Genomic DNA, 25,642 nt, shown 5'->3' with positions numbered 1-25,642 from the left:
GCGGCCCGGTTCTCCTGGTCGGGGGGCCGGGCCGCAGCGCGCGGAACGGCAGGCGCAGCGCTGGGTCCGCTGAACCTGCACCCGTCCGACGCCTCCGACGACTACGCTGCCGAGCGTGTCCTCGGATGATTTGACCGGTCGCAAGCTCGGCCACTACAAGATCGACGGTGTGCTCGGTCGCGGCGGGATGAGCGTGATGTACCGCGCCACCGACGTCCGGCTCGGTCGCAAGGTCGCGCTGAAGGTGATGGGGGAGCACATCACCGGCGACTCCGAGTTCCGCGAGCGCTTCGTCGACGAGGCCCGCAACACCTCGGCCATCGACCACGCCAACATCGTGCCGCTGTACGACTTCGGCGAGGTCGACGGCATGCTCTACATCGCGATGCGGCTGGTCGAGGGCACCGACCTGGCCGGGCTGATCTCCGACGGCCCGATCTCGCCGAAGCGGACCCTGGAGCTGCTCGGGCAGATCGCCGAGGCGCTGGACATGCTGCACGAGCGCGGCCTGGTGCACCTCGACCTCAAACCGGCGAACGTGCTGGTCACCTCGCGCGAATCGGTGCACGAGCACGTCTACCTCGCCGACTTCGGGCTGACCCGGCGCGGCGCCACCGGTCACCGCACGTCCTCCGGGGACTTCCTGGGCTCGCCCACCTTCGCCGCGCCCGAGCACCTGCGCGGCGAGCCGGTCGACGGCCGCACCGACCAGTACGCGCTGGCCTGCGTGCTCTTCGCCTGCCTGACCGGGCGCCCGCCGTTCGGCGGCTCGGTGCAGGAGGTCATCCAGGGCCACCTGGGCGCCGAACCGCCGACGCCGGGATCGCTGGTGCTGCTGCCGCCGCCGATCGACGACGTGCTCCGCCGGGGCATGGCCAAGCGCGCCGACCAGCGCTACGCGACCTGCCAGGACCTCGTCGCCGCCGCTCGCGCCGCGCTCGGCCCGGCGGCGGGGGAGGCCCCGGCGCCGCCGCGCATCGCCCAGCAGCCGGTGCCGCAGGCCGCCGCGCCCCAGCCGGTGCATCAGCAGCCGGTGCACGGGCAGTCCGGTCCCCACCCGCAGCCGGTGCACCAGCAGTCCGGTCCCTACCCGCAGCCCTACGCGGCCGGGTACCAGCAGCCGGTGCGGGTGCGGCCGCCGATGCCCGCCGGGTCATCGGCGTTCACCAAGACCTCGTCGGGCGGCGCGGCGAAGTGGATCGTGCCGGTCCTGGTGGTCGTGGCGCTGCTGGTGATCGTGCTGCTGTTCGTGGCGATGGCCACCTCGGGCGGCGGCTCGGGCTCGACGTCCACGCCCACCTCGGGGCGGCTGCCCACCTCGGTGCCGACCGCCGGCGGGTGAGTCCCGGACGGGTCGCTTGCACTCGCCCCCTGTGAGTGCTAAACACGGTACTGGCACTCATCAGGGTTGAGTGCCAGGTCGGGACGGTGAGGTCGTTCCGGTGGCGCCACATGACGGTGCCGCCGCGCGATCGTCCGTCGCGGGCACCGAGCCTGGCCGAGCAGAGTCCTGCCGTCGTGCACGCACCAGTGTGCACCGACGGCGTCCTGATAGGTGGAGGACCACACCGCAATGGCCAAGATGATCGCGTTCGACGAGGACGCCCGCCGCGGTCTTGAGCGCGGCATGAACACCCTCGCCGACGCCGTCAAGGTGACGCTCGGCCCCAAGGGCCGGAATGTCGTGCTCGAGAAGAAGTGGGGCGCGCCGACCATCACCAACGACGGCGTCTCGATCGCCAAGGAGATCGAGCTCGAGGACCCGTGGGAGAAGATCGGGGCCGAGCTGGTCAAGGAGGTCGCGAAGAAGACCGACGACGTCGCGGGTGACGGCACCACCACCGCCACCGTGCTCGCCCAGGCCCTGGTTCGCGAGGGTCTGCGCAACGTCGCGGCCGGCGCCTCCCCGATCGCTCTGAAGAAGGGCATCGAGAAGGCTACCGAGGCGATCGCCGAGCAGCTGCTCAAGAACGCCAAGGAGATCGAGACCAAGGACCAGATCGCCGCCACCGCCGCGATCTCCGCCGGCGACCGCCAGATCGGCGAGCTCATCGCCGAGGCGATGGACAAGGTCGGCAAGGAAGGCGTCATCACCGTCGAGGAGAGCAACACCTTCGGGCTCGAGCTCGAGCTCACCGAGGGCATGCGCTTCGACAAGGGCCTCATCTCGATGTACTTCGTGACCGACACGGAGCGCATGGAGGCCGTCCTCGACGACCCGTACATCCTGCTGCTGAGCAGCAAGATCTCCAACGTCAAGGACCTCCTCCCGCTGCTGGAGAAGGTCATGCAGGCCAACAAGCCGCTGCTGATCATCGCCGAGGACGTCGAGGGCGAGGCCCTGTCGACCCTGGTGGTCAACAAGATCCGCGGCACCTTCAAGTCCGTCGCCGTCAAGGCCCCGGGCTTCGGCGACCGCCGCAAGGCGATGCTGCAGGACATGGCCATCCTCACCGGTGGTCAGGTCATCAGCGAAGAGGTCGGCCTCAAGCTGGACACCGCTGACCTGAGCCTGCTGGGCCAGGCCCGCAAGGTCGTGGTGACCAAGGACGAGACCACCATCGTCGAGGGTGCGGGCGACGACGAGCAGATCGCCGGCCGGGTCAACGAGATCCGCGCCGAGATCGAGCGCTCGGACTCCGACTACGACCGCGAGAAGCTGCAGGAGCGCCTGGCCAAGCTGGCCGGTGGCGTCGCCGTCATCAAGGCGGGTGCGGCCACCGAGGTCGAGCTCAAGGAGCGCAAGCACCGCATCGAGGACGCGGTCCGCAACGCGAAGGCCGCCGTCGAGGAGGGCATCGTCGCCGGTGGTGGCGTGGCCCTGCTGCAGGCCGCGCAGACCGCGTTCGACGGTCTCAAGCTCGAGGGCGACGAGGCCACCGGCGCCAACAGCGTCAAGCTGGCCGTCGAGGCCCCGCTCAAGCAGATCGCGGTCAACGCCGGTCTCGAGGGCGGCGTCGTCGCGGAGAAGGTCAAGAACCTGACCTCGGGTCACGGCCTCAACGCCGCGACCGGCGAGTACGAGGACCTGGTTCAGGCCGGCGTCATCGACCCGGCCAAGGTCACCCGCTCGGCGCTGCAGAACGCCGCGTCGATCGCCGCGCTGTTCCTGACCACCGAAGCCGTGGTCGCGGACAAGCCGGAGAAGGGCGGGGACGCGGCCGCGGCCGCCGACCCGACCGGCGGCATGGGTGGCATGGGCTTCTGAGCCCGACCCGCAGCTGACGAGGGCCGTCCCCACCAGGGGGCGGCCCTTCGTCTTTGCGTCAGGCGGGTAGGTGACCCGTTCGGGGCACACCCGGGTGTGTTGGACTGGGGCGTCGACGTTGGATGGGATGGGGAGCTCGATGCGCGGTTTTGCCAGGTCGTTCGCGGTGTGCGCGGCCGGGGTGATGGCTCTGGCGGGGTGCACGAACTCCGCGCCACCCGAGCAGCCCGCGCCGCAGAGCTCCGACGCGCTGCCCGGTCAGGGCCTGCCGTCGGTCGTGCCGCAGCCCGAGGGCATCGACCGGATCGGCGACGACGTCGCGGTCCGCGGCAAGGTCGAGATCGTGGTGGACCCGCTGGTCGACAAGCCGACCCAGGACCTCGCCAAGCAGGTCTTCGAGCTCGCCGGTGCCGACGACGTCGTGATCCGCGAGCCGGGCCAACCCGCCGACGACGCCGCGCTGCGGGTGCGGATCGGTGAGCGCACCGCGCCGACCGTGGTCAAGGGGCTGCAGGAAGCCGGGATGGGCGCCCCGGTGCCGATGGCGAACGAGGGCTACGTGCTGGCGGTGCGCCCGGACGTCGACGCCGAGGTCTTCGTCGGCGCCTCCGACCCCGCCGGGGCCTACTACGGCGTGCAGACGCTGCGGCAGCTCGTCTCGCCGGGCCGCATCGCCGGGGTCGGCGTGCTGGACCGCCCGGCGATGCCGCTGCGCGGTGCGATCGAGGGCTTCTACGGCCCGCCGTGGACGCACGAGGAGCGGATGGACCAGCTGGCGTTCTACGGCGACGTCAAGCTCAACACCTACGTCTACGCGCCCAAGGACGACCCGTACCACCGGGAGAAGTGGCGCGAGCCGTACCCGGAGCGGGAGATCGGCGAGGTCCGCGAGCTGATCGGGCAGGCCCAGGCGCACCACGTGAAGTTCACCTTCGCGCTCTCGCCGGGCAACTCCATCTGCTACAGCGATCCGCGCGATTTCCAGGCGCTGCAGGCGAAGCTGCAGGCCATGTACGACGAGGGCGTCCGCGACTTCTCGCTGCCGCTGGACGACATCTCCTACACCCGCTGGAACTGCGACGGCGACGAGCGCGCCTACGGCAGCCCTTCGGAGGGCTCGGCCGGTCGCGCGCAGGCCGACCTGCTCAACCGGGTGCAGCGGGAGTTCGTCGACACCCACCAGGGCGTCGCGCCGCTCCAGTTCGTGCCGACCGAGTACTCCGACGTCGAGGATTCCGAGTACAAGACCGCGATCCGCGAGGTCCTGGACCCGCGGGTGCTGGTGATGTGGACCGGCGACGGCGTGATCCCGCGCCAGATCACCGTGTCCGACGCGCAGCAGGCCGAGCGGGTGTGGGGCCGCAAGGTCTTCCTGTGGGACAACTACCCGGTCAACGACTTCAACGGCTCGCGCGGCCGGATCATGCTGGGCTCCTACGACAAGCGCGAGCGCGGGCTCGGCGGGCAGCTGGCCGGGGACGTGGTGAACCCGATGAACCAGGCCGCGGCGAGCAAGGTCGTGGAGATGGGTGCGGCCGACTTCTCCTGGAACGACGAGGACTTCGACCCGCAGCGGTCGTGGCGGGCCGCCGCCGAGTACCTGGCGGGCAAGCGGTTCGCCGGGGAGGACCCGGGCGTGCGGGGCGATCCGGCGACGGTGGAGGCGCTGCTGGCGTTCTTCGACCTGGAGCACATGGCCCCGGTCGCGAACGGCTCGGCCTGGCTGCCGCCGGCCCCGGAGCTGTCCCGTCGTCTCGACGCGTTCCGCGCGGGGTGGTCCGGCGGTGACCGGCGCGCGGCGGTCCGCGACCTGCGGGCCTACGCCGAGGTCATCGCCGCGGCTCCGGAGCGCATCCGGGCCGGGGCGCCGAGGGACTTCGTCGCCGACACCGACCACTGGCTGGCGGCCACCGACCAGTGGGGTCAGGCGCTGCTCGCCACGGCCGACGGGCTCCAGGCCCGCGCCTCGGGAGATGAGGCGATGGCCAAGGCCCGCTTCGACGAGGCCCGTTGGGCCGTCGACGCGGCCCAGCGCATCCGCACCACGACCGCCGAGGTCCGCCCCGCGGGCCAGGTCCTCGTGGCCGACGGGGTCCTGGACACTTTCATCGCCCAGGCCCCCGGTCTGCGGTGACTCGGCAGGGGACAGTTTTTCCTCGAACCACCCGTGATCAATGTCCGAAATGTCCGGACAGTTTTCACTAGAACTGTCCCTTGCCCACATCCGCGCGGAAGATGTCGACGAGGTCGGTCTCCGACGCCTCCCACCGGTCGTAGAGCGCGTCGCGGCCGAAGCGGGCGACCAGCTGCGACTCCGCCCGGGTGATCGGGATGAGCGTGATCAGCTGCAGCACCGGTTCCCCGTCGTCGAGCAGCACGTCGAACTCGTCCCCGAGGTAGGGGTGCGGCGCGGCCAGGGCGCCCGCGATGTCGGTGTCGGGCAGCAGCACCCGGTCGTTCATGATCAGCGCGCCGTAGCCCACCCGCGCTTGCGACTCGGTGAGCAGCTCGGCGATCACGCCCACCAGGTGCTTGGCGTAGACCTCCTGGTCGCGGTGCAGCGTGCACAGCAGCTCCTGCGGCAGCGGCGCACCGGCCGTGTGCTCGCGGAGTCCGCTGGTCAGCACGGTCACGTGGGCGTCGTCGGCGTGATCGCAGTAGACGAGGTTGTAGGCGCGCTCGCGACCTCCGGCGCTCCGGCTGTCCGCGCCGCGCACCCGCCCGACGTGCTTCTCCACGTGCGCCGGGAACCCCTGGAACCTGCTCATGCACCCACCTCGTGATCGTGACCGACGCGCATCCTATGGGGTGATGCCGTGCGGTCGAATAGGCTCGGGGGGTGGCTGACGCTCTCGAGATGACATCACCGGCCGAGGTCGCGGCGGCGCTGGACGAAACCGGTTACCTGCCCGACGACGGGATCGCGACCGCGGCCTTCCTGGCGATGCGGATGCGGCGACCGCTGCTCACCGAAGGCGAACCGGGCACCGGCAAGACCGCGCTCGCCCAGGCCCTGTCGGCGGCGCTCGGGGTGGACCTGATCCGCCTGCAGTGCCACGAGGGCATCGACGCCGCCCAGGCGCTCTACGACTGGGACTTCCCCCGGCAGCTGCTGCACCTGCGCACCCTGGAGGCGGCCTCCGGCGGTGAGCTGGACGCCGACGCCGCCGAATCCTCCCTCTACACGCCGCGATTCCTGCTGGCGAGGCCGCTGCTGCGGGCACTGCAGGAAGCGCCGTGCGTGCTGCTGGTCGACGAGATCGACCGCGCCGACGACGAGTTCGAGGCGTTCCTGCTGGAGGTGCTCTCGGAGTACGCGGTGAGCATCCCGGAGTACGGCGAGGTGCGCGCTGCCGAGCCGCCGATCGTCATCCTCACCTCCAACCGCACCCGCGAGGTCCACGACGCCCTCAAGCGCCGCTGCCTCTACCACTGGCTGGAGCACCCGGGCCTGGAGCGCGAGGTCGCGATCCTGCGCCGGCGCCTCCCCGGCGTCGACGTCCGCCTCGCCGAGCAGGTCGCCGGTGCCCTCCAGCGGATGCGCCAGATGGAACTCCTCAAACCCCCGGGCGTGGCCGAGGCCCTCGACTGGACCCAAGCCCTCCAAGCCCTCGGCGCGGGCTCCCTGGACACGGAAACCGCCGCCACCACCCTCGGCGCGGTCCTCAAGTACCGGGAAGACGCGGACCGAGTCCGCTCAGCAGGAGTCCTCACCGCCCCCTGACGACACCCCGCGTCAAAAACCGCTGCATTCGCGCGACGAAAACCGCGGTTTTCGTCGCGCGAAAACCGGGGTTTTCGACGGGAGGACCGGGTCGGGTCGGTGTGTTGGGAGGTGTGGTGATGGTGGAGACCGTGACCGGGTTGGTGGGGTTCGCCCGGGCTCTCCGGCACTCGGGGATGGCCGTGGGGCCGAACCGGGTGCAGAGCTTCCTGGACGCCGTGGAGCAGGTCGGGGTGACCGACCGGGACGGGGTGTACTGGGCCGGGCGGTTGACCCTGTGCTCCGAGCCCGACGACGTCGCGCGGTACGACGCGGCGTTCGCGACGTGGTTCAGCGGTGAGCCGATGCCCGTGGAGCAGCCGGGGCAGCCGGTGGTCCGGCAGGCCAAGATCGCGGCGCTGACCGCCGAGGGCGCCGACGGCGAGGGGGAGGGCGAGAACCCCCTGGCCGCAGCGGCCAGCGACGCCGAGGTGCTGCGCAACCGGGACGTCACCGAGCTCAGCGCCGCCGAGCGCGAGCACCTCCGCCGGATGCTGGCGATGCTGCGGCCCGAGCCCCCGACGCGCCCGGCGCTGCGCCGCGAGCCGGGCAAGCGCGGGGCGTTGAGCCCGAGGGCGACGCTGCGGGCGATGCTGCGCTCCGGTGGGGAGCCGGTGCGCCTGCCCCGCCAGCACCGCTCGCGCCGGGCGCGCCGGGTGGTGCTGCTCATCGACGTCTCGGGCTCGATGAGCCCCTACTCCGACGCGCTGCTGCGCTTCGCCCACGTCGTGGTGCGCCGGGCCCCGGCGAGCACCGAGGTCTTCACGCTCGGGACCCGGATGACCCGGGTGAGCAGGCAGTTGCGCCAGCGCGACGCGGAGTCGGCGCTGCAGGCGGCGTCCCGAGCGGTCCCCGACTTCTCCGGGGGCACACGACTGGGTGACACTCTCCGGGTGTTCCTGGACAGGTGGGGTCAGCGCGGCATGGCGCGCGGCTCCGTGGTGGTGCTCTTCTCCGACGGTTGGGAGCGCGGCGACGCGTCCGACCTGGCCGAGCAGATGCGCAGGCTGCACCGCCTGGCCCGGGGCGTGATCTGGGCGAACCCGCACGCCGGGCACGACGGATATCAACCCGTGCAATCCGGAATTGTGGCGGCACTCCCGCACGTTGACCGAATGGTGGCCGGTCACAGCCTGCGGTCGCTGGAAGACATCTGGTCATGGGTTCGCAGACTTTCCCAGTCCGGGGAGCAGATCCCCGGCGTACCGGTCGGTTTCGCCTGACACCGGTCCGGGTGGATGCTTGAAGGGCCGGTGAGGCCCGTGGAGGTGTGCTGTGCGTGACGTGTTGGACGACTTGACCAAGCGCTGGGAGGCCGGCGAGTCCGTCGGGCTGGGCACCGTGGTGGCCACCTTCCGCTCCGCGCCCCGCCCTGCGGGTGCCTCGATGCTCGTCACCCAGGAGGGTGAAGCTGTCGGCAGCGTGTCCGGCGGATGCGTGGAGGGTGCCGTCTACGAGGAGGGCTCCACCGTCCTGCAGGGCTCGGATCCGGTGCTGCGCCGCTACGGCGTCAGCGACGACGACGCCTTCGCGGTGGGCCTGACCTGCGGCGGCATCCTCGACGTCTTCGTCGAGCGGATCGACCGCGAGACCTTCCCCGACCTCGACGAGGTCGCCGCTTCGGTGCGCGCGGAGGAGCCGGTCGCGGTGGCCACCGTCATCGAGCACCCGGAGCGGACCCAGGTCGGCACCCACCTGCTGATCTGGCGGGACCGGGTGCGCGGCACGCTCGGCTCCAGCCGGGTCGACGACGCCGTCGTCGACGACGTGCGCGGCATGCTCGCCAGCGGCCGCAGCGGCGTCATCGAGTACGGCCCGGAGGGGCAGCGCCGCGGCGAGGGCATGCGGGTGTTCGTCAACTCCTTCGAGCCGCCGCCGCGGATGCTGGTCTTCGGCGCGATCGACTTCGCCGCCGCGATGGCCCGGATGGGCGGTTTCCTCGGCTACCGGGTCACGGTGTGCGACGCCCGCCCGGTGTTCGCCACCAACAGCCGCTTCCCGGGCGTGGACGACGTGGTCGTCGACTGGCCGCACCGCTACCTCGCCGGCCAGGCCGAGGAGGGACGGCTCGACGAGCGCACCGCCGTCATGGTGCTCACCCACGACCCCAAGTTCGACGTGCCGGTGCTCCAGGAAGCGCTGCGCCAGAACGTCGGCTACATCGGCGCGATGGGCTCGCGCCGCACCCACGAGGACCGCATGCAGCGGCTCCGCGAGGAGGGCGTCACCGAGGAGGAGCTGGCCCGCGTGTCCTCGCCGATCGGCCTCGACCTGGGCGCCAGGACGCCCGAGGAGACGGCGGTGTCCATCGCCGCCGAGCTGATCGCGCTGCGCTGGGGCGGCCGCGGTGTGAGGCTTTCGGACGTGGAGGGTCCGATCCACCACCACGACTGAGAGCGCTTGGCCCCTCGCCGGGTGCTCTTGCTCTCGCCGGGACGGAGTAGGACCCTCTAGCCGAGTGACATCCGTCACTCGGCGGATAGTCGCGTTCCCGAACGCTCGCGCTCCTGGCGAGGAGGCCGCTCCATGTCCCGCATCACCGTCAACGTAGACGGCACCGAGTACACCGACGAAGTGGAACCCAGAACGCTGCTCGTGCAGTACCTGCGCGAGCGGCTCGGCAAGACCGGCACCGTCATCGGTTGCGACACCAGCAACTGCGGCGCCTGCACCGTTCACATGGACGGGCACAGCGTCAAGTCGTGTTCCGTCCTGGCCGTGCAGGCCGACGGCACCGACGTCACCACCATCGAAGGGCTGTCCCAGGACGGCAAGCTGCACCCGCTGCAGGAGGCCTTCCACGACAACCACGCGCTGCAGTGCGGCTACTGCACGCCCGGGATGATCATGCAGGCCCTGGACCTGCTGGCGGAGGAGCCCGAACCCGACGAGCAGGCCGTGCGCGAGGGCATGGAGGGCAACCTCTGCCGCTGCACCGGCTACCAGAACATCGTCCGAGCGGTGCGCGACGCCGCCCAGCGCATGGAACCCGGCGCCGGGCCCGCGGCCGAGCACACCGACGACACGCCCATGCAGCGCAGGCCCGCCGACGAGCGGACCGGTGCCGAGGCAACGGGAGGTCGCCAGTCATGACCGCTGTGGCAGAACCGGAACTCGGTCGTTCCCGCAAGCGCAAGGAGGACGCGCGGCTGATCACCGGCCGCACGCGCTGGACCGACAACCTCGCGCCCAGCGGGACCCTGCACCTGGCGATCCTGCGCTCGCCGATGGCGCACGCCAAGATCACCGCGATCGACACCGAGGCCGCCAAGAAGTCCCCGGGCGTCGTCGCCGTCGTCACCGGCCGCGACATCGCCGACCTCCAGGGCAGCCTGCCCTGCGCGTGGCCGATCACCGAGGACATGAAGGCCCCGCAGGCACCGCCGATGGCCGTCGACGAGGTGCGCTTCGCCGGTGAGGCGGTGGCGATGGTCGCCGCCCGCTCCGCCGCCGAGGCCCGCGACGCGATGGACGCCATCGACGTCGACTACGAGGACCTGCCGGTCGTGCTGGACATGCCCTCCGCGATCGCGCCGGGATCACCGCTGGTCCACGAGGACCTGGGCACCAACACCAACGCCGTGTGGACCTTCGACTCGGTCGAGGCCGGCACCGGCGGCGACGTCGAGCAGGCGCTGGCGAGCGCGGAGGTGCGCGTCGAGCGGACCTTCCGGCAGCAGCGGCTGATCCCGGCGTTCATGGAGCCGCGCTCGGTCGTCGTCGACCCGACCGGCGAGCAGATCACCGTCTGGTCGGCCACCCAGGTCCCGCACATCCTGCGCGTCATGCTCGCCATGACGCTGGGCGTGCCGGAGAGCAAGATCCGCGTCATCGCCCCCGACGTCGGCGGCGGATTCGGCGGCAAGCTGCAGGTCACGCCGGAGGAGGTGCTCGCGTTCCTGATGGCCCAGCGGCTCGGCCGCCCGGTCAAGTGGACCGAGACCCGCTCCGAGTCGATGGTCTCGGCGCACCACGGCCGCGACCAGATCCAGAAGCTGTCGATGGCGGCCACCCGCGACGGCCGGATCACCGGGCTCAAGGTCGAACTCCTCGCCGACATGGGTGCCTACCTGCGCCTGGTCACCCCGGGCGTGCCGATCCTGGGCGCGCTGATGTTCAACTCGATCTACAAGATCCCGGCGTACCACTTCAGCTGCACCAACGTGTTCACCAACAAGACGCCGACCGACGCCTACCGCGGCGCCGGACGTCCGGAGGCCACCTTCGGCATCGAGCGGATGATGGACGAGCTGGCCGCCGAGCTGGGCATGGAACCGCTGGAGGTGCGGCGCAAGAACTGGATCGCCCACGAGGAGTTCCCGTACGACACCGTCGCGGGCCTGACCTACGACTCGGGCAACTACGAGGCCGCGACCGACAAGGCGATGGAGCTGTTCGGCTACACCTCGCTGCGCGAGGAGCAGGAGCGCCGCCGCCGCGACAACGACCCGGTCCAGCTGGGCATCGGCGTCTCCACGTTCACGGAGATGTGCGGCCTGGCGCCCTCGCGGGTGCTCGGCTCGCTGTCCTACGGCGCGGGCGGCTGGGAGCACGCGTCGATCCGGATGCTGCCCACCGGCAAGGTCGAGGTCGTCACCGGAGCCACCCCGCACGGCCAGGGGCACGAGACGGCGTGGAGCCAGATCGTGGCCGACCGGCTCGGCGTGCCGTTCGAGGACGTCGAGGTGCTGCACGGCGACACCCAGGTCTCGCCGCGCGGCATGGACACCTACGGGTCCCGGTCGCTGGTCGTGGGCGGCATGGCCGTCGTCGCGGCCGCCGACAAGGTCATCGACAAGGCCAAGCCGATCGCCGCGCACATGCTCGAATGCGCCGAGGAGGACGTCGAGTTCGCCGCGGGCAAGTTCGGCGTGCGCGGCACCGACCGGGGAGTGGGGATGGCCGAGGTGGCGCTCGCGGTGTTCGCCGCGCACGACCTGCCCGACGGGGTGGAGCCCAACCTCGACTCCGACGCCACGTTCGACCCGGAGAACTTCTCCTTCCCGCACGGCACCCACCTCTGCGCCACCGAGGTGGACACCGAGACCGGGCAGGTCAAGATCCGCAAGTACGTGTGCGTGGACGACATCGGAGCGGTGGTCAACCCGCTGATCGTGGAGGGCCAAGTGCACGGCGGTCTCGCCCAGGGCATCGCGCAGGCGCTCTACGAGGAGGCCGTCCACGACGAGACCGGCACGCTCACCACGGGAACCCTGGCCGACTACCTGGTGCCTTCGGCCGCCGACCTGCCGGAGTTCGTCACCGACCGCACCGAGACCCGCGCGACCTCGAACGCCCTGGGCGTCAAGGGAGTCGGGGAGGCGGGCACGATCGCCTCGACCCCGGCGGTGGTCAACGCGATCGTCGACGCGCTGCGCCCGATGGGCGTCAACGACGTCGAGATGCCCTGCTCGCCGCAGCGCGTGTGGCGGGCGATGACCGGCGCTCGCGCGTCCGGGAAGACCGCGCCCGAGGCGGGCGGCGGACTCGGCTCGATGAACCCCGGAGGTGTCCAGTGATCCCGGCACAGTTCGAATACACCGCGCCCTCCACCGTCGAGGAGGCGGTGGCCGCGCTCGCCGCTGCGGGCGAGGACGCCAAGGTGCTCGGCGGCGGGCAGAGCCTGCTGCCCGTGCTGCGGATGCGGATGGCCGATCCCGGCACGATCGTCGACGTCGGCCGCATCCCGGAGATGCGGGGCGTCCGCGAGGACGGCGACCGGCTCGTCATCGGGGCGATGACCACCCACTACGAGGTGCAGCGCGACCCGCTGATCCAGCAGCACGCCGAGCTGATCGCGCTGGCCACCCGCACCGTCGCCGACCCCCAGGTGCGCCACCGGGGCACCTTCGGCGGCTCGCTGGCGCACGCCGACCCGGCCGGTGACCTGCCGGCCCCGGCGCTGGCGCTGGACTGCGAGATGGTCATCGCCGGGCCCACCGGCCGCCGGACCGTCCCGGCGTCGGAGTTCTTCGTCGACTACTTCACCACCGCGCTCGAACCGACGGAACTGCTGGTCGAGGTGCGGATGCCGAAGTGGACCGGCTGGAACGCCCACTACGAGAAGTTCAACCGGGTCGCCCAGGCGTGGTCGATCGTCGGGGTCGCCGCCGCGGTGCGGGTCTCCGGCGGTGCGATCGCCGAGGCGCGCATCGCGCTGACCAACATGGGCGCCACCCCCATCCGGGCGATGGGCGTGGAGCAGGCGCTGGTCGGCAAGCAGGCGACCTCCGACGCCATCCGCGAGGCGGCCCGGCACGCCACCGAAGGCACCAGCGCGGCAGGCGATTCCAGCGCCGACGCCGATTACCGGGAGCACCTCGCCGAGGTGCTGACCGGTCGCGCCGTGCTCGCGGCGGCGGGCGGCTGATCACGATCGATCGATGCGGGCCTGGCGGCGGTTGCGAGGAATCGTCGCCAGGCCCCGATCGTTCTCGTGGACGGGGTGGTCCGACTCGCTGGGCCGAACGGGCTACCGGCACGCCGTCCGGCCTGGGAGGCTGGTGGGCGGACTGCGTTATAGCTTCAGACTCAACGACGGCTCTGCGCCTGAGCCGAGCACGGCCAATCAGGAGGACCTTCCAGTGGAGATGCAGCACACGTTCAGCGTTCCGGTGCCGATCGATGCGGCGTGGAAGGCGATGACCGACCCCGAGGCGGTCGCTCCGTGCATGCCCGGCGCCACGCTGACCAAGGCCGAGGGGAACGAGTTCGCCGGATCGGTGAAGGTCAAGCTCGGCCCGGTCACCCTGCTGTACAAGGGAACCGGCGTCTTCAAGGACGTCGACGAGAAGAACCGCCGACTGGTCATCGACGCCAGCGGCAAGGACTCGCGCGGCGCGGGCACGGCGGCCGCGACGGTCGTGGTGAACCTGACCGAGCAGGACGGGACCACCCACGGCACCGTCGACACCGACCTCAAGGTCACCGGCAAGCCCGCCCAGCTGGGCCGGGGGCTGATCTCCGAGGTCGGCGGCAAGATCCTGAACCAGTTCGCCGACAACCTCGCCAAGAAGCTGGAGTCGGAGCGCGAGGCCCCGGCGTCCCAGGAGTCGGCTGCCGCCGCGGAGCCGAAGAGCACCGAGACCTCCAGCGGTTCCAGCGGGAACGGCACCGCCGCCGCCGCGGGTGCGGCCGCCGCCGGTGCCGCGGTGGGGTCGACCTCGGCGCGCAAGGACACCAGCTGGCGGGTCACCCCGGCCGATTCGAGCGCGGCCTCGGCGTCCGAGCCCGCCGCCAACGACGAGGCCATCGACCTGCTGGGCACCGCCGGAGCGCCGGTCCTCAAGCGGGTGGCCCCGGCCGCGATCGGTCTGCTCGTCGCCTTCATCGTCCTGCGCCGCTTCAAGAAGCGCCGCGCCCGCAAGCGCGCGGCTTGATCCTGAAACTGGTTCGTGACCACCCTGCTCAGCGGTGCGGGTGGCGGAACCTGAGCGCCTTCGTGGACTCCGTGCGCCGTTCCTTGAGCATTCGAATACGCGGCGTCCCGGCGTGCTCGCCACGAAGGCGCTCAGAACCCGCGCCGATGCCAGTTGCCGGGGTGGTGGAAGAGAATGCGGCTCCGCCGCATGCCTCAACGGCCCCCTAGGCCCCCAGGAGAGTTCCGACCCGGCCGAGGCGGTCGAGCCACCAGCGCTGCACGTCGGCGGGCGGGGTGGCGGCCGCGACCAGCGCCGGGTCGGGCTCCGGGGGCGCCGAGGGCACCGGCATCGAGCCCTGCTCGGGCAGCAGCGAGTCGGCCACGACGTCGCCGTCGAGCAGCGCCATCGTGCCCAGACCGCAGGCGAACGGCAGTTCCGGCAGGGCACCGGCCAGCGCGAGCTGGGCGGACAGGCCGACGCTGGTCTCCACCGCCGAGGACACCACGCACGGCAGCCCGCAGGCCTCCGCGACCTGCAGCGCCCGGCGGACCCCGCCCAGCGGGGTCGCCTTGATGATCGCCACGTCGGCGGCCCCGGCCACGGCCACCCGCAGCGGGTCCTCGGCCCGGCGGATGCTCTCGTCGGCGGCGATCCGCACGTCGACCTTGCGCCGCACCGCGGCCAGCTCCTCGACGCTCGGGCACGGCTGCTCGGCGTACTCCAGACCCCCGGCGGCCTTGTCGAGCTCGCGGATGCGCTCGATCGCGGTGTCGACGTCCCACGCGGCGTTCGCGTCGATCCGGATCGCCCCGTCCGGCCCGAGCGCGTCCCGCACGGCGGCGACCCGCTCCAGGTCGTCCGCGGCGGGCTGCCCCGGATCGGCGACCTTGACCTTCGCGGTCCGGCACCCCGAACCCGCCACGATCTGCTGCGCCTTCTCCGCTGACACGGCGGGAACGGTGCAGTTCACGGGAATCCGCTCCCGCACCGGCTCGGGCCAGCGCTCGTGGCACGCCTCCAGCGCGGCCCGCAACCACGGCACGGCCCCGGCGTCGTCGTAGTCCTCGAACGGGCAGAACTCACCCCACCCGGCGGGGCCCGACATCAGCACCCCGCGCCGCACGGTGATCCCGCGGAAGCGGTTCCGCATCGGCAACGCGTACACCCGGACCGCATCCAACGCCGCAGGATCGAAGCTCGCCATACCCCAATCCTTTCAGCCCGCACCGCCACCCGCGCCCCCGAGGGCACGCGATCACGTCCGTCTCAGGATCCGGATTACTCCCGTATTCCGTCACCCGAACACGGCCGCAATCCGCCGACCCCCGGCCCGGGGTGGGACCGGAATACGGCCGTAATCGGGGACCCGAATACGGGCGCAATCGGGGACCCGAATACGGGCGCAATCCGGAACGCCGGAGCCGGAGACGGGGGCCAGGGGTGAAGGGCGTCAGGCGATGCTGGGGCGGCCGAGGTCGAAGACGTCCACCTCGAAGCGGGCCCACTGCTGGCGGAGGGCTGTCACCCCGTGGTCGAGGATGTAGTTGAGCTCGCCCAGGGTGACCGGGAGCAGCGTGAAGACCTGGAGCTGCTCGTTGCCCTCGGGGTCGGTGAAGCGGGTGAACTCCGAGGGGAAGATCGGGTGGCCGCTGGCGAGGACGCCGTGGAACTCCGTGCCCGGGAGCAGCGGTTTCTCGTTCGGGACGATCTGGTCCGGCACCAGGAAGGTGCGCTGCTGCACCAGCAGCTCCGAGGTGAGGTCCACGAGGTGGCGGGCGGCTTCGGCCTGCTCCTTGTAGACCGTGCAGGCCAGCTCCTGCGCCGGTTCGGCGCCCAGCGGCTGGAACCGCAGGCCGCTGCTGATCACCGTCGTCAGATGGAGCTCCTCGAGGAAGAAGAACACCAGACCGTAGCCGCGGTTGCTGCCGTGCACGTTCGGCGGCTCGGCGCCGGTGGGCGTGCCGGCGTAGCGTTCCAGGTTCTCCGCGAGTCCGACGAAGCGGTGCGCACCGCCCATCGCCGGTCGTTCGTGCTCGGTTTCCATCCGATCTCCAGTGTCTTGCAGCTCAGACGCTGCGTTCGTTCATCGCAACGGTAGCCGCAAAGCAGCCGCACGCGGACCCCTTTTGGAGGACGACTGTCCGCAGATCCTCACCCGGCGTCAGGGAGGGCCGGGCCGAGCAGGTCGTCGGCGTCCACGATCCGGTAGGCGTAGCCCTGCTCGGCGAGGAACCGCTGCCGGTGCGCGGCGTAGTCGGTGTCGAGGGTGTCGCGCGAGACGACGGAGTAGAAGTGCGCCTGCTTGCGCTCGCTCTTGGGACGCAGCAGGCGGCCGAGCCGCTGCGCCTCCTCCTGCCGGGAGCCGAAGGTGCCGGAGACCTGCACGGCGACCGAGGCCTCCGGCAGGTCGATCGAGAAGTTGGCGACCTTGGACACCACCAGCCGGTTGATCTCGCCGCGCCGGAACGCGTCGAAGAGCTCCTCGCGCTCCTTGTTCTTCGTCGAGCCCTCCACGATCGGTGCGTCCAGCGCCTCGCCGAGCTCGTGCAGCTGGTCCAGGTAGGCGCCGATGACCAGGGCCGGTTCGCCCGGGTGCTGGTCGAGGATCGCCTTGACCACCGGGGCCTTGGTGCGCGCGGTCGCGCACAGCTTGTAGCGGTCCTCGGCCTCGGAGGTTGCGTAGCGCAGCCGCTCGTCGTCGGTGAGCGTCACCCGCACCTCGACGCACTCGGCCGGCGCGATCCAGCCCTGGGCCTCGATGTCCTTCCACGGCGCGTCGTAGCGCTTCGGGCCGATCAGCGAGAACACGTCGCCCTCGCGGCCGTCCTCGCGGACGAGGGTGGCGGTCAGGCCGAGGCGGCGGCGGGACTGCAGGTCGGCGGTCATCCGGAACACCGGGGCGGGCAGCAGGTGCACCTCGTCGTAGACGACCAGGCCCCAGTCGCGGGAGTCGAACAGCTCCAGGTGCTTGTACTCGCCCTTGGAGCGGCGGGTGATCACCTGGTAGGTGGCGATGGTGACCGGGCGGATCTCCTTCTTCTCGCCGGAGTACTCGCCGATCTCGTCCTCGGTCAGCGAGGTCCGCTCGATCAGCTCGCGCTTCCACTGGCGGCCCGCGACGGTGTTGGTGACCAGGATCAGCGTGGTCGCGGCGGCCTCGGCCATCGCGGCGGCGCCGACGAGGGTCTTGCCCGCGCCGCAGGGCAGCACGACGACGCCGGACCCGCCGGCCCAGAAGGACTGGACGGCCTGGCGCTGGTAGTCGCGCAGGTTCCAGCCGTCCTGCTCCAGCTCGATGGGGTGGGCTTCGCCGTCGACGTAACCGGCGAGGTCCTCGGCGGGCCAGCCGACCTTGAGCAGCATCTGCTTGAGGCGTCCGCGCTCGCTGGGGTGCACGACGACGGTGTCGTCGTCGATGCGCGAGCCCAGCATCGGGATGATCTTCTTGTTGCGCAGGACCTCTTCGAGCACGGCCCGGTCGACGGAGCTGAGCACGAGTCCGTGCGCGGGGTCGTTGACCAGCTGCAGCCGTCCGAAGCGGCCCATGGTCTCGACGATGTCGACCAGCAGCGGCTGCGGGACGGGGAAGCGGGAGTAGCGGACCAGGCCGTCGACGACCTGCTCGGCGTCGTGCCCGGCGGCGCGGGCGTTCCACAGCGCCAGCGGCGTGATCCGGTAGGTGTGCACGTGCTCCGGCGCGCGCTCCAGCTCGGCGAAGGGTGCGATGGCGGTGCGCGCGTCGTCGGCGAGGTCGTGATCGACCTCGAGCAGCAACGTCTTGTCGGACTGGACGATGAGAGGTCCGTCGGTCAAGGTGAGCGCTCCCTCGGGGTTCGGGCGGCGTTTCCGCAGGTGATCAGCGCTGTTGGCAGCCACCAACCGGACTCCCGACCCAGTATTCCACCCGCTCCGACCTGCTCCCCGCGGGTCCGACCCCCAGAACCCGGCGAAGTGACCCACATCGCCTGATCCCGGCGCGCGCGTGCGTCACCAGATGACGGTTTTAGTGAGAACTGTCCGGACATAACGGACATTGATCACGGGTGATTCGAGGAAGAACTGTCCCCTGGTGACGTGAGCGCGGACCGGAGCGGTGGGCGGGAGGCCGGGGTGCGGACTGGGGCGCTTGGGGGATTGTCGTGGGAGGGGAGGGGTGGGAGCGTTTTTCGATCTTGGTCGTGATCGGTGAGGAGGGTGCGGGTCGTGGTGGACGTCGTGGGGCGGTTGCGGGAGTTGGAGGCCGGGGCCGCGAAGGACGGCCGGGTCCGGCGGGAGGACGTGCTGGAGTTGTTCGACTCGCTGCCGCCGGTGCGGGTCGAGGAGCTGGCCGGGACGTGGCGGGGGAACGGCATCGCGACCGGGAACCCGTTCGACGGGCTGCTGGAGCGCTTCGGCTGGTACGGCAAGCGGTTCAGCGGTCCCGAGGACGCCGAGCCGCTGCTGTTCCGCGGCAAGGGCGACCGGGTCGTGAGCATCAACCCCGCGTTCATGCCGGTCGGGCTGATGCTCGGCATCGCCGACAAGCTCAACAGCCCGGTCGTCGCGAAGCTGTTCCGGCTGCTCATGCCCCTGATGACCACGGCGAAACCCCGCGCGCGGCTGCGGATGGTCGAGTACCGGGGCGTCTCCTCGGCTGCCGACGCGCTGCCGATCCACGACCCGTTCCGCAAGATCGACGACGACACGCTGCTGTGCGCGATGGACCTCCGCGGCCTCGACGCCCCCTTCCTGTTCGTGCTCCGGCGGGATGCCGCGTAACCAGGTGTTTTCCCTGGCCGGGTAGGTTGATCGTGGCGAACTCGACCACGGAGGACCAGTGACCTACCCACCGCAACCGGACCCCTACGGCGCGCAGTCCGGCCCGTACCCGGGTGGCTGGCAGCAGGGCTACCAGTACCCGCAGCAGGGTTCGGACGCGTTCTGGCGGCAGGTCGCGGGGAACCAGCAGCCGCCACCGCCGCCGCCGCCGAAGAACCGGACCGGTCTCGTCGTCGGGCTCGTGATCGGCGCGGTGGTGCTGCTGCTCGGGAGCGCCGTCGCGATCACGCTCGCCGTGGCCGCGAGCAACCGCATCGAGGCCGGTGACTGCATGGCGCTGAACGACGAGCGCGGCGGTCGCATGGCCTCCGCCGACTGCGGTTCCCCGGACTCCGACTACGAGGTCGTCGACGTCCGCGAGGGGCGCGACCTCGCGGGCTGCGGCGACGACTACGTCAACTTCGCCGACGACAGCACCTACTGCATCGTGCTCGACGTCCGGGTCGGCGACTGCCTGACGCCGTTCCAGCAGGACGAGGGAGTCCTGCCGCTGAAGCTGGAGTGCTCGAAGGCCGAGGACCAGGTCACCAGGGTCGTCGGCGGGCAGGACCCGGAGTCGGCCTGCGACGAGAACGAGGGCTACTACGTCTTCAGCCGGAAAACCGTCTGCTTCGGAGACGTCCGGGGCGTTTAGAGTTTCTTACCGCTAACGAATTCGGTCTGCCGCGACGGGTCGGGACCAGCGCGGCGAGGAGGGGATGGACATGGGTAGCGAGGATCGCACGGTCCGCGACATCACCCGGGGGTTGATGCGCGAGCTCGGGCTGACCACGGTGTTCGGCAACCCGGGCACGACCGAGGTCCCCTTCCTGACCGGCTGGCCGGACGACTTCCACTACGTGCTCGGGCTCCAGGAGTCCGCGGTGGTCGCGATGGCCGACGGCTACTCCCAGTCCCGCCGCGAGCCGGTGCTGGTCAACCTGCACTCGGCCGGTGGCGTCGGGCACGCGCTGGGCGCGGTGTTCACCGCCTACCGGAACCGCACGCCGATGGTCATCACCGCTGGTCAGCAGACCCGCAGCCTGATGTTCGGCGAGCCGTTCCTGGGCGCCACCGAGGCCCCGAACTTCCCGAAGCCGTACGTGAAGTGGAGCTACGAGCCCGCTCGCGCCGCGGACGTCCCGGCCGCGCTGGTGCGCGCCTACCAGATGGCCACCACCCCGCCCCACGGCCCGGTGTTCCTGTCGATCCCCGCCGACGACTGGGACGAGCCGGGCGTCGAGGTCGCGGCCCGCCCGCGCACGCCCGGGTTCGCGCCGGACCCGACGGCGATCACCGAGCTCGCCGAGGCGCTGCGGCGCTGCGAGCGGCCCGCGTTCGTCGCGGGCCCCGCCGTCGACGCCGACGGCGTGGTGGACGAGATGGTGCGGCTGGCGGAGAAGACCAAGGCGTCGGTGTACGCGCCGCCGATGTCGCCGCGCTGCTCCTTCCCGGAGGACCACCCGTGCTTCGCCGGGTTCCTGCAGCCCGAGCAGCGGCTGCTCAGCCAGGAGCTCGGGAGCTACGACCTGGTCGTGGTGTGGGGCGCGCCCGCGTTCACCTACCACGTCTACCGGGGCGAGGCCGAGGTCGCGCTGCCGGAGCTGTTCCTGGTCCACGACGACGCCGACGTGCTGGCGCGCGCCCGCTCCGGGCGCGGCGTGATGGGCACGATGGCGCACGCGGTCCCGCAGGTCAACGCGCAGCTGGAGGATCTGGAGCGGCAGGCGCCCGCGACGATGCCGCGGCCGGAGAAGCCCGCCGCGACCACGCCGATGACCGCCTCCTACGTCTTCGACGCGCTCGTCGAGCAGCTGCCCGCCGACGCGGCGGTCGTGGAGGAGACCCCGAGCCACCGCAACGACCTGCACGAGTACTTCCCGGTGCGCTCCACCGACGGCGGGTTCTTCACCGGCTTCTCGGGCGCCCTGGGCTACGGCGTGGGCGCGGCGGTCGGCGTCGGCATGGCCGACCCGGCCCGGCGCACGGTGGCGCTGCTGGGCGACGGCTCCAGCATGTACGGCATCCAGTCGCTGTGGACGGCGGTGCGCGAGCAGGCCCCGGTCACCTTCGTGATCATGGACAACTCGCGCTACGCGGCGGTGGCGGTGCTGGGCGAGGCCGCGGGCGGCAGCAAGCTGCCGGGCGTGGAACTCGGCGGCATCGACTTCGTCGGACTGGCCACCAGCCTCGGCTGCCCGGCCAAGCTCATCCAGACCCCGGAGGAGCTCGCCCAGGCGCTGCCGGAGGAGTTCTCCGGCAAGCAGGGCCCGAGCCTGCTGCACGTCAAGGTCGACCCGGGCCAGCGCTTCCTGTACTGACACCCACAATTCGGCACTCGTTCTGCGTGGCGGTGCGGGTAGCGGAACCTCAGACGCCGCCTGGACTCCGTGCGCCACTCCTTTTGCATGCCACACACGGCGTCGCGGCGTACTCGCCAGACGACGTCTGAGAACCCGCGGCGGTGCCGGCTGCGAGAGCGGGCTCCGCACCTCGCGGCTCCGCCGCTTGCACCGAGGTTGACATGGAAGAAGGGCGGTCCCGGAGCAACCGGGACCGCCCTTCTTTCGTTGCGTCACATGACCTGAGTGGTCTCCGCGGACGAGGCCGGGGCCGGGCCCGCGCTCTTGACGTCGAGGAGGCGGGCCACCTCGCTGCGCAGGTGCACGAACGTCTCCGACTCGCGGGTGGTGATCTGGTCGCGCTCGCCGCCGAGCGGGATCTCCAGGTCCTTGACGATCGTCGCCGGGGACTTCGACAGCACGAACACCCGGTCGGCGAGGTAGATGCTCTCGTCGATGTCGTGGGTGACCAGCAGGACCGTGCTGTCGAACTGCTTGCGGACCCGCAGCAGCAGGTCCTCCAGCTCGAAGCGGGTCTGCGCGTCGACCGACGCGAACGGCTCGTCCATCAGCAGCAGCGCCGGCCGGCAGGCCAGGGCGCGGGCGATCGACACCCGCTGCTGCATGCCGCCGGAGAGCTGCCACGGGTACTTCTTCGCCGCACCCGACAGGCCGACCCACTCCAGCACCTCGTCGGCGCGCTCCCGCCGCTCGGCGCGGCTGACACCGCGGGCCTGCAGCGGGAACTCGACGTTGGCGCGCACCGACTTCCACGGGAACAGCGAGCGGCTGTAGTCCTGGAAGACCACGGCCAGGTCGCTGGGCACGCCGTCGACCGGCTCGCCGTGCAGGCTCACGTCGCCGGTGGTCGGCTTGATCAGGCCGGAGATGCCTCGCAGCATGGTCGACTTGCCGCAGCCGGACGGGCCGACGATGCACGCCAGCTCACCGGTGCGGACCTCGAAGGTGAGGTCGGCGATGGCCTGGTGCCCGTTCTCCCCGCCGTAGCGGTGACCGAGTCCGGAGACTTCCAGCATCGTGTTCGTTCGGGTCATTGGTCAGCCTCCGACAACTTGGTCCGCCGACGCCTGCGAGGGCTGCCAGCTCAGCGCACGGCGTTCCACCACGAGCAGCAGGGTGTTCAGTACGTATCCGAGGACGCCCAGCAGGACGATTCCCGCCCACATCGCCGGGAAGTCGAACTGCCGCTGGTCGAACATCAACCGGTAGCCGATGCCGTTGGTGGAGCCCACCAGCTCCGAGACGACCATCAGCACCAGCGACAACGACAGGCTAACCCGCAGTCCGGCGAAGATCTTGGGCGTGGCGGCGGGCAGCACCACGCCGGTGATCCACTGACCGCGCGGGATCCGGAAGGACCGCGCGGTGTCCACCTTGACCTGGTCGACCGAGCGGACGCCGTCGACGGTGTTGAGCAGGATCGGCCACACGACGCTGAACACGATCACGGTGATCTGCATCGACGAGCCGATGCCCAGCAGCACGATGAACACCGGCACCAGCACCGGGGACGGGATGGCGCGCATGAACGCCATCAGCGGCCCGACGTAGTCCAGCAGCGTGCGGGACCGGCCCAGCAGCGTGCCCAGGGCGACGCCGATGACCGCGGCCAGCACCCAGCCCAGCGCGACCCGGCCGAGGCTGGCCAGCAGGTCGCCGGTGGCCTCGGTGGTCAGGAACAGCGACTGCGGTGGTCCGGAGAACCACTTCTGCCCGGCCGTGGCGAGGATCTTGCTCGGCGACGGGAAGAACGGGTGCTGCGCGAGCTGGGTCACCAATTCCCACAGCAGCACGGCGACGATGAACACGAGCCACTGGCGGAGAAATCCACGCGTCTTCTTCATTGCGCACCTCGCAACCGCGCGTTGAATTCCAGTGAATTCGCGATGTCAATTCCCGGGGAATGGGGAAAGCCGGGAAAGTGGTGGCCCGTCACACTGCCTCCCGATCGACCGCGCTCCACGCCAGGCCGCGCTTGTGCACCGTCTCCAGCGCCTCGTTGATGAGGTAGCCGACGATGCCCGCGACGATCGTCCCGGCCAGCACCAGGTCCATCCGGCCCGCGCCGGTGGAGGCGTCCAGCACGAAGCTGCCCAGGCCGGAACCGCCGCCTGCCAGGAACTCCGTGCTGACCACCAGGATCAGCGCGACCGAGGCCGACATCCGGATGCCGGTGAGCACGAACGGCGCGGCGTTGGGCAGCAGCACGGTGAACATCGTGCGGACCCGGCCGAAGCCGAAGGACCGCGCGGTGTCCACCATCACCGGGTCGACCTCGTCCAACGCGTAGATCGTGTTGAACAGGATCGGCCACACCGCCGCGTACACCGCGAGCGCGATCTTGGTCTCCGGTCCGGAGCCGACCAGCACGATGGCCAGCGGGATCAGCGCCACCGAGGGGATCGGCCGGAGGAACTCGATGATCGCGCGGGTGGCCACCCGGATGCCGCGGACGCTGCCCAGCAGCAGACCCGCGGGGACCGCGATGGCGATCGAGATGCCCAGCGCGATGGCCCAGGCCAGCACGCTCGCGATCAGGTCGAGCAGGAAGGAGGAGTCGCCGAGCAGCTCGACGAACCTGGTCAGCACCACCGAGGGCGGTGGGAAGTACTGCGGGTCGACGAGCCCGGACCTGCTGAAGGCTTCCCACAACAGCAGGAATCCCAGCAGTCCGAGCAGACCCCGGATTGTTCTGGTCATGTCCCGATCAGCTCTGCGGCGGCTGGATGATCATGCTCGCCACGTCGACGTCCTTGTTGATGTAACCGAATTCCAGCATCAATCGGGGAACGCGCTGCAAGCGGGTGGCGTCTGCGCGCGCGTTCAATTTCAGCAATGTGATGATGGACGCAGTTTCCTTGTCGATTTTGGCGAACTTGGGCAGCAGCGGCTCGATCTTGGCCCGGTCCTGCGCCTCGGCCACCGACGCGGTCATCGCGCGCTGGAACGCCGCGACGGTCTTCGGGTTCTGCTCGGCGAACTGGGAGTTGGACACGTAGCCGCCCAGCGGCAGGTCCTCCAGCGGCCCGGTGGTGGTGTCGAGGACCGGGACGGCGTCCGCGTCGCGGGCGGCCAGGGTCAGGAAGGGCTCGACGACCATCGCGGCGTCGACCTGGCCGGTCTTGAGCGCGTTGGGCATGTTCATGAAGCCCAGCGGCACCATCTGCACCTTGTCGGAGGGCACGTTGTTGGCCTTCATCGATGCCTTGACCAGCAGCTCGGAGATGGTGCCCGCACCGGAGATGGCGATCCGCTTGCCCGCCAGGTCCTGCGGAGTGCGCACGTTGGAGTTCGGCCCGGACATGATCAGGCAGCTGTTGGGCACCGCGGACATGCAGTCGGCGACGATCTTGAGGTTGGCCACGCCCTTGGCCTGCGCGGCGAAGATCGGCACGTAGCTGGAGAAGGTGATGTCCAGGTCGCCGCCGATGGCGCTGTTGAGCGCGGCGCCGCCGTCGGGGGCGGAGACGATCTCGACCTGGAGGCCCTCGCGCTGGAAGTGGCCGGCTTCCACGGCCAGGTACAGCGGGGCGAGCTCGGCGGTGGGCAGCGCGCCGACGCGCAGCCGCGACTTCTCCACCTGGGCGTTGCCGGAGGACTGCTGCTCAGCGCCGCCGAGGAGCCCGCAACCGCTGGATCCCATCAGCGCTCCCGCGGTGACCGCACCACCGGCGATCTTCAACAGGTCTCGGCGGCCGAGCGGGCGGTGGGTGGGACGCATCGTTTTCCTCCTGGCGTGGCGGGGTGTGGCCCGGGGCGGGCCTGGCGGCTGGAGCGACTTGCGTGGACCGAGGCCGCTGCGGCCGGGAGGCGGGTGCGCGTGCGCTGCGGGTGGCGGCGCTCGCGGGACGAGGGCGTCCCCCGTTTCGGGCACGTCCCGCGTTCTCCAGGTCACCGGCTGCATCGGTGCGTGCAGAACTCTAGATACCTGACCAGGGGGGAACAACAAGACGTAATTGCCTCGTTGTGACGAGTAGTCGAAGGTGTGTCTCTCATCACTCGTTCGCGAGAGCAAATAACACGAAGGGTGTCCTCCACATCGCGAACGGGTGAGGTTGTGTTCAAAAACGGGAAATACACGGATGTTGCAAACGAAAGCCGCAGACGTCTCGAAGCGGACGAAACGTCTGCGGCTCGGTGGGAATCCGTG

General features: G+C 70.9%; 21 protein-coding genes. 13 read left to right on the top strand and 8 right to left on the bottom strand.

Annotated elements, in window-relative coordinates; genetic code table 11:
• Positions 1-106: 106 nt before the first annotated feature.
• From REH65_RS15490 to REH65_RS15480, 3 genes are all read left to right on the top strand, one after another.
• Positions 107-1,342, top strand: coding sequence for a protein kinase domain-containing protein (locus REH65_RS15490; RefSeq protein WP_406693173.1), 1,236 nt, complete (start codon positions 107-109; stop codon positions 1,340-1,342).
• Positions 1,343-1,573: 231 nt separating this feature from the next.
• Positions 1,574-3,208 carry a chaperonin GroEL gene (gene groL / locus REH65_RS15485; RefSeq protein ID WP_132623251.1) on the top strand — a complete coding sequence of 545 codons (1,635 nt, stop codon included), beginning with the start codon at positions 1,574-1,576 and terminating at the stop codon, positions 3,206-3,208.
• A gap of 139 nt (positions 3,209-3,347) precedes the next feature.
• The gene (locus REH65_RS15480) at positions 3,348-5,342 is read left to right on the top strand and encodes a beta-N-acetylhexosaminidase family protein (protein WP_406692950.1); all 1,995 of its coding nucleotides are present in this window, start codon (positions 3,348-3,350) and stop codon (positions 5,340-5,342) included.
• Between the two features lie 67 nt (positions 5,343-5,409).
• Here the strand turns inward: REH65_RS15480 and REH65_RS15475 are convergent, their stop codons facing one another.
• Entirely contained in the window at positions 5,410-5,976 is a 567-nt protein-coding gene (locus tag REH65_RS15475; RefSeq protein WP_406692949.1) for a suppressor of fused domain protein, read from the bottom strand.
• An 89-nt stretch (positions 5,977-6,065) separates the two neighbouring features.
• Here REH65_RS15475 and REH65_RS15470 point away from each other — a divergent pair, with 89 nt between their 5' ends.
• The 7 genes from REH65_RS15470 to REH65_RS15440 all read left to right on the top strand — a co-directional run bounded on the left by REH65_RS15470 (position 6,066) and on the right by REH65_RS15440 (position 14,350).
• A complete protein-coding gene (locus REH65_RS15470) occupies positions 6,066-6,932 on the top strand; it encodes an AAA family ATPase (protein ID WP_406693172.1) in 867 nt (288 codons plus the stop codon).
• Between the two features lie 119 nt (positions 6,933-7,051).
• Positions 7,052-8,194, top strand: a complete 1,143-nt coding sequence (locus tag REH65_RS15465) for a vWA domain-containing protein (RefSeq protein WP_406692948.1) — start codon at positions 7,052-7,054, stop codon at positions 8,192-8,194.
• 52 nt (positions 8,195-8,246) lie between these two features.
• On the top strand, positions 8,247-9,365 hold the full coding sequence (locus tag REH65_RS15460; protein WP_406692947.1) for an XdhC family protein: 1,119 nt from the start codon (positions 8,247-8,249) through the stop codon (positions 9,363-9,365).
• Positions 9,366-9,497: 132 nt separating this feature from the next.
• Positions 9,498-10,064: a (2Fe-2S)-binding protein gene (locus tag REH65_RS15455; RefSeq protein ID WP_281456977.1), complete on the top strand. Its 567-nt coding sequence runs from the start codon at positions 9,498-9,500 to the stop codon at positions 10,062-10,064.
• Complete coding sequence (locus REH65_RS15450) at positions 10,061-12,490, top strand: xanthine dehydrogenase family protein molybdopterin-binding subunit (RefSeq protein ID WP_406692946.1); 2,430 nt, start codon at positions 10,061-10,063, stop codon at positions 12,488-12,490. Before REH65_RS15455 ends, REH65_RS15450 begins: the two co-directional genes overlap by 4 nt.
• Positions 12,487-13,341 (top strand): xanthine dehydrogenase family protein subunit M, encoded by an 855-nt coding sequence (locus REH65_RS15445; protein ID WP_281456975.1) that lies wholly within the window; start codon positions 12,487-12,489, stop codon positions 13,339-13,341. The genes REH65_RS15450 and REH65_RS15445 overlap by 4 nt, the downstream gene beginning before the upstream one ends.
• A 220-nt stretch (positions 13,342-13,561) precedes the next feature.
• Positions 13,562-14,350 (top strand): SRPBCC family protein, encoded by a 789-nt coding sequence (locus tag REH65_RS15440; RefSeq protein WP_406693171.1) that lies wholly within the window; start codon positions 13,562-13,564, stop codon positions 14,348-14,350.
• A 205-nt stretch (positions 14,351-14,555) separates the two neighbouring features.
• Here the strand turns inward: REH65_RS15440 and REH65_RS15435 are convergent, their stop codons facing one another.
• The 3 genes from REH65_RS15435 to REH65_RS15425 form a co-directional block, all read right to left on the bottom strand.
• Positions 14,556-15,536, bottom strand: a complete 981-nt coding sequence (locus tag REH65_RS15435) for an o-succinylbenzoate synthase (RefSeq protein ID WP_406692945.1) — start codon at positions 15,534-15,536, stop codon at positions 14,556-14,558.
• A 246-nt stretch (positions 15,537-15,782) separates the two neighbouring features.
• The gene (locus REH65_RS15430) at positions 15,783-16,376 is read right to left on the bottom strand and encodes a suppressor of fused domain protein (protein WP_281456972.1); all 594 of its coding nucleotides are present in this window, start codon (positions 16,374-16,376) and stop codon (positions 15,783-15,785) included.
• Between the two features lie 107 nt (positions 16,377-16,483).
• Positions 16,484-18,145 carry a DNA repair helicase XPB gene (locus tag REH65_RS15425; protein WP_406692944.1) on the bottom strand — a complete coding sequence of 554 codons (1,662 nt, stop codon included), beginning with the start codon at positions 18,143-18,145 and terminating at the stop codon, positions 16,484-16,486.
• 390 nt (positions 18,146-18,535) lie between these two features.
• Here REH65_RS15425 and REH65_RS15420 point away from each other — a divergent pair, with 390 nt between their 5' ends.
• The 3 genes from REH65_RS15420 (at position 18,536) to mdlC (ending at position 21,450) form a co-directional block, all read left to right on the top strand.
• Positions 18,536-19,090: a GXWXG domain-containing protein gene (locus tag REH65_RS15420; protein WP_406692943.1), complete on the top strand. Its 555-nt coding sequence runs from the start codon at positions 18,536-18,538 to the stop codon at positions 19,088-19,090.
• A gap of 58 nt (positions 19,091-19,148) precedes the next feature.
• On the top strand, positions 19,149-19,784 hold the full coding sequence (locus REH65_RS15415; RefSeq protein WP_406692942.1) for a hypothetical protein: 636 nt from the start codon (positions 19,149-19,151) through the stop codon (positions 19,782-19,784).
• Positions 19,785-19,854: 70 nt separating this feature from the next.
• On the top strand, positions 19,855-21,450 hold the full coding sequence (gene mdlC / locus REH65_RS15410; protein ID WP_281456968.1) for a benzoylformate decarboxylase: 1,596 nt from the start codon (positions 19,855-19,857) through the stop codon (positions 21,448-21,450).
• A gap of 254 nt (positions 21,451-21,704) precedes the next feature.
• Here mdlC and REH65_RS15405 read toward each other — a convergent pair whose 3' ends face one another.
• The 4 genes from REH65_RS15405 to REH65_RS15390 form a co-directional block, all read right to left on the bottom strand.
• The gene (locus REH65_RS15405; RefSeq protein WP_406692941.1) at positions 21,705-22,526 is read right to left on the bottom strand and encodes an ABC transporter ATP-binding protein; all 822 of its coding nucleotides are present in this window, start codon (positions 22,524-22,526) and stop codon (positions 21,705-21,707) included.
• A gap of 3 nt (positions 22,527-22,529) precedes the next feature.
• Positions 22,530-23,336, bottom strand: a complete 807-nt coding sequence (locus REH65_RS15400; protein ID WP_281456966.1) for an ABC transporter permease — start codon at positions 23,334-23,336, stop codon at positions 22,530-22,532.
• 88 nt (positions 23,337-23,424) lie between these two features.
• Positions 23,425-24,192, bottom strand: a complete 768-nt coding sequence (locus tag REH65_RS15395) for an ABC transporter permease (protein ID WP_281456965.1) — start codon at positions 24,190-24,192, stop codon at positions 23,425-23,427.
• A 7-nt stretch (positions 24,193-24,199) separates the two neighbouring features.
• Entirely contained in the window at positions 24,200-25,213 is a 1,014-nt protein-coding gene (locus REH65_RS15390; RefSeq protein ID WP_281456964.1) for an ABC transporter substrate-binding protein, read from the bottom strand.
• Positions 25,214-25,642 lie beyond the last annotated feature (429 nt).

It is taken from the genome of Saccharopolyspora sp. ID03-671 (genome assembly GCF_045278815.1).
Taxonomy (GTDB): domain Bacteria; phylum Actinomycetota; class Actinomycetes; order Mycobacteriales; family Pseudonocardiaceae; genus Saccharopolyspora; species Saccharopolyspora ipomoeae.
Note: the sequence above shows the minus strand (reverse complement) of the source record. Positions and strands in the feature narration are given on the sequence as shown.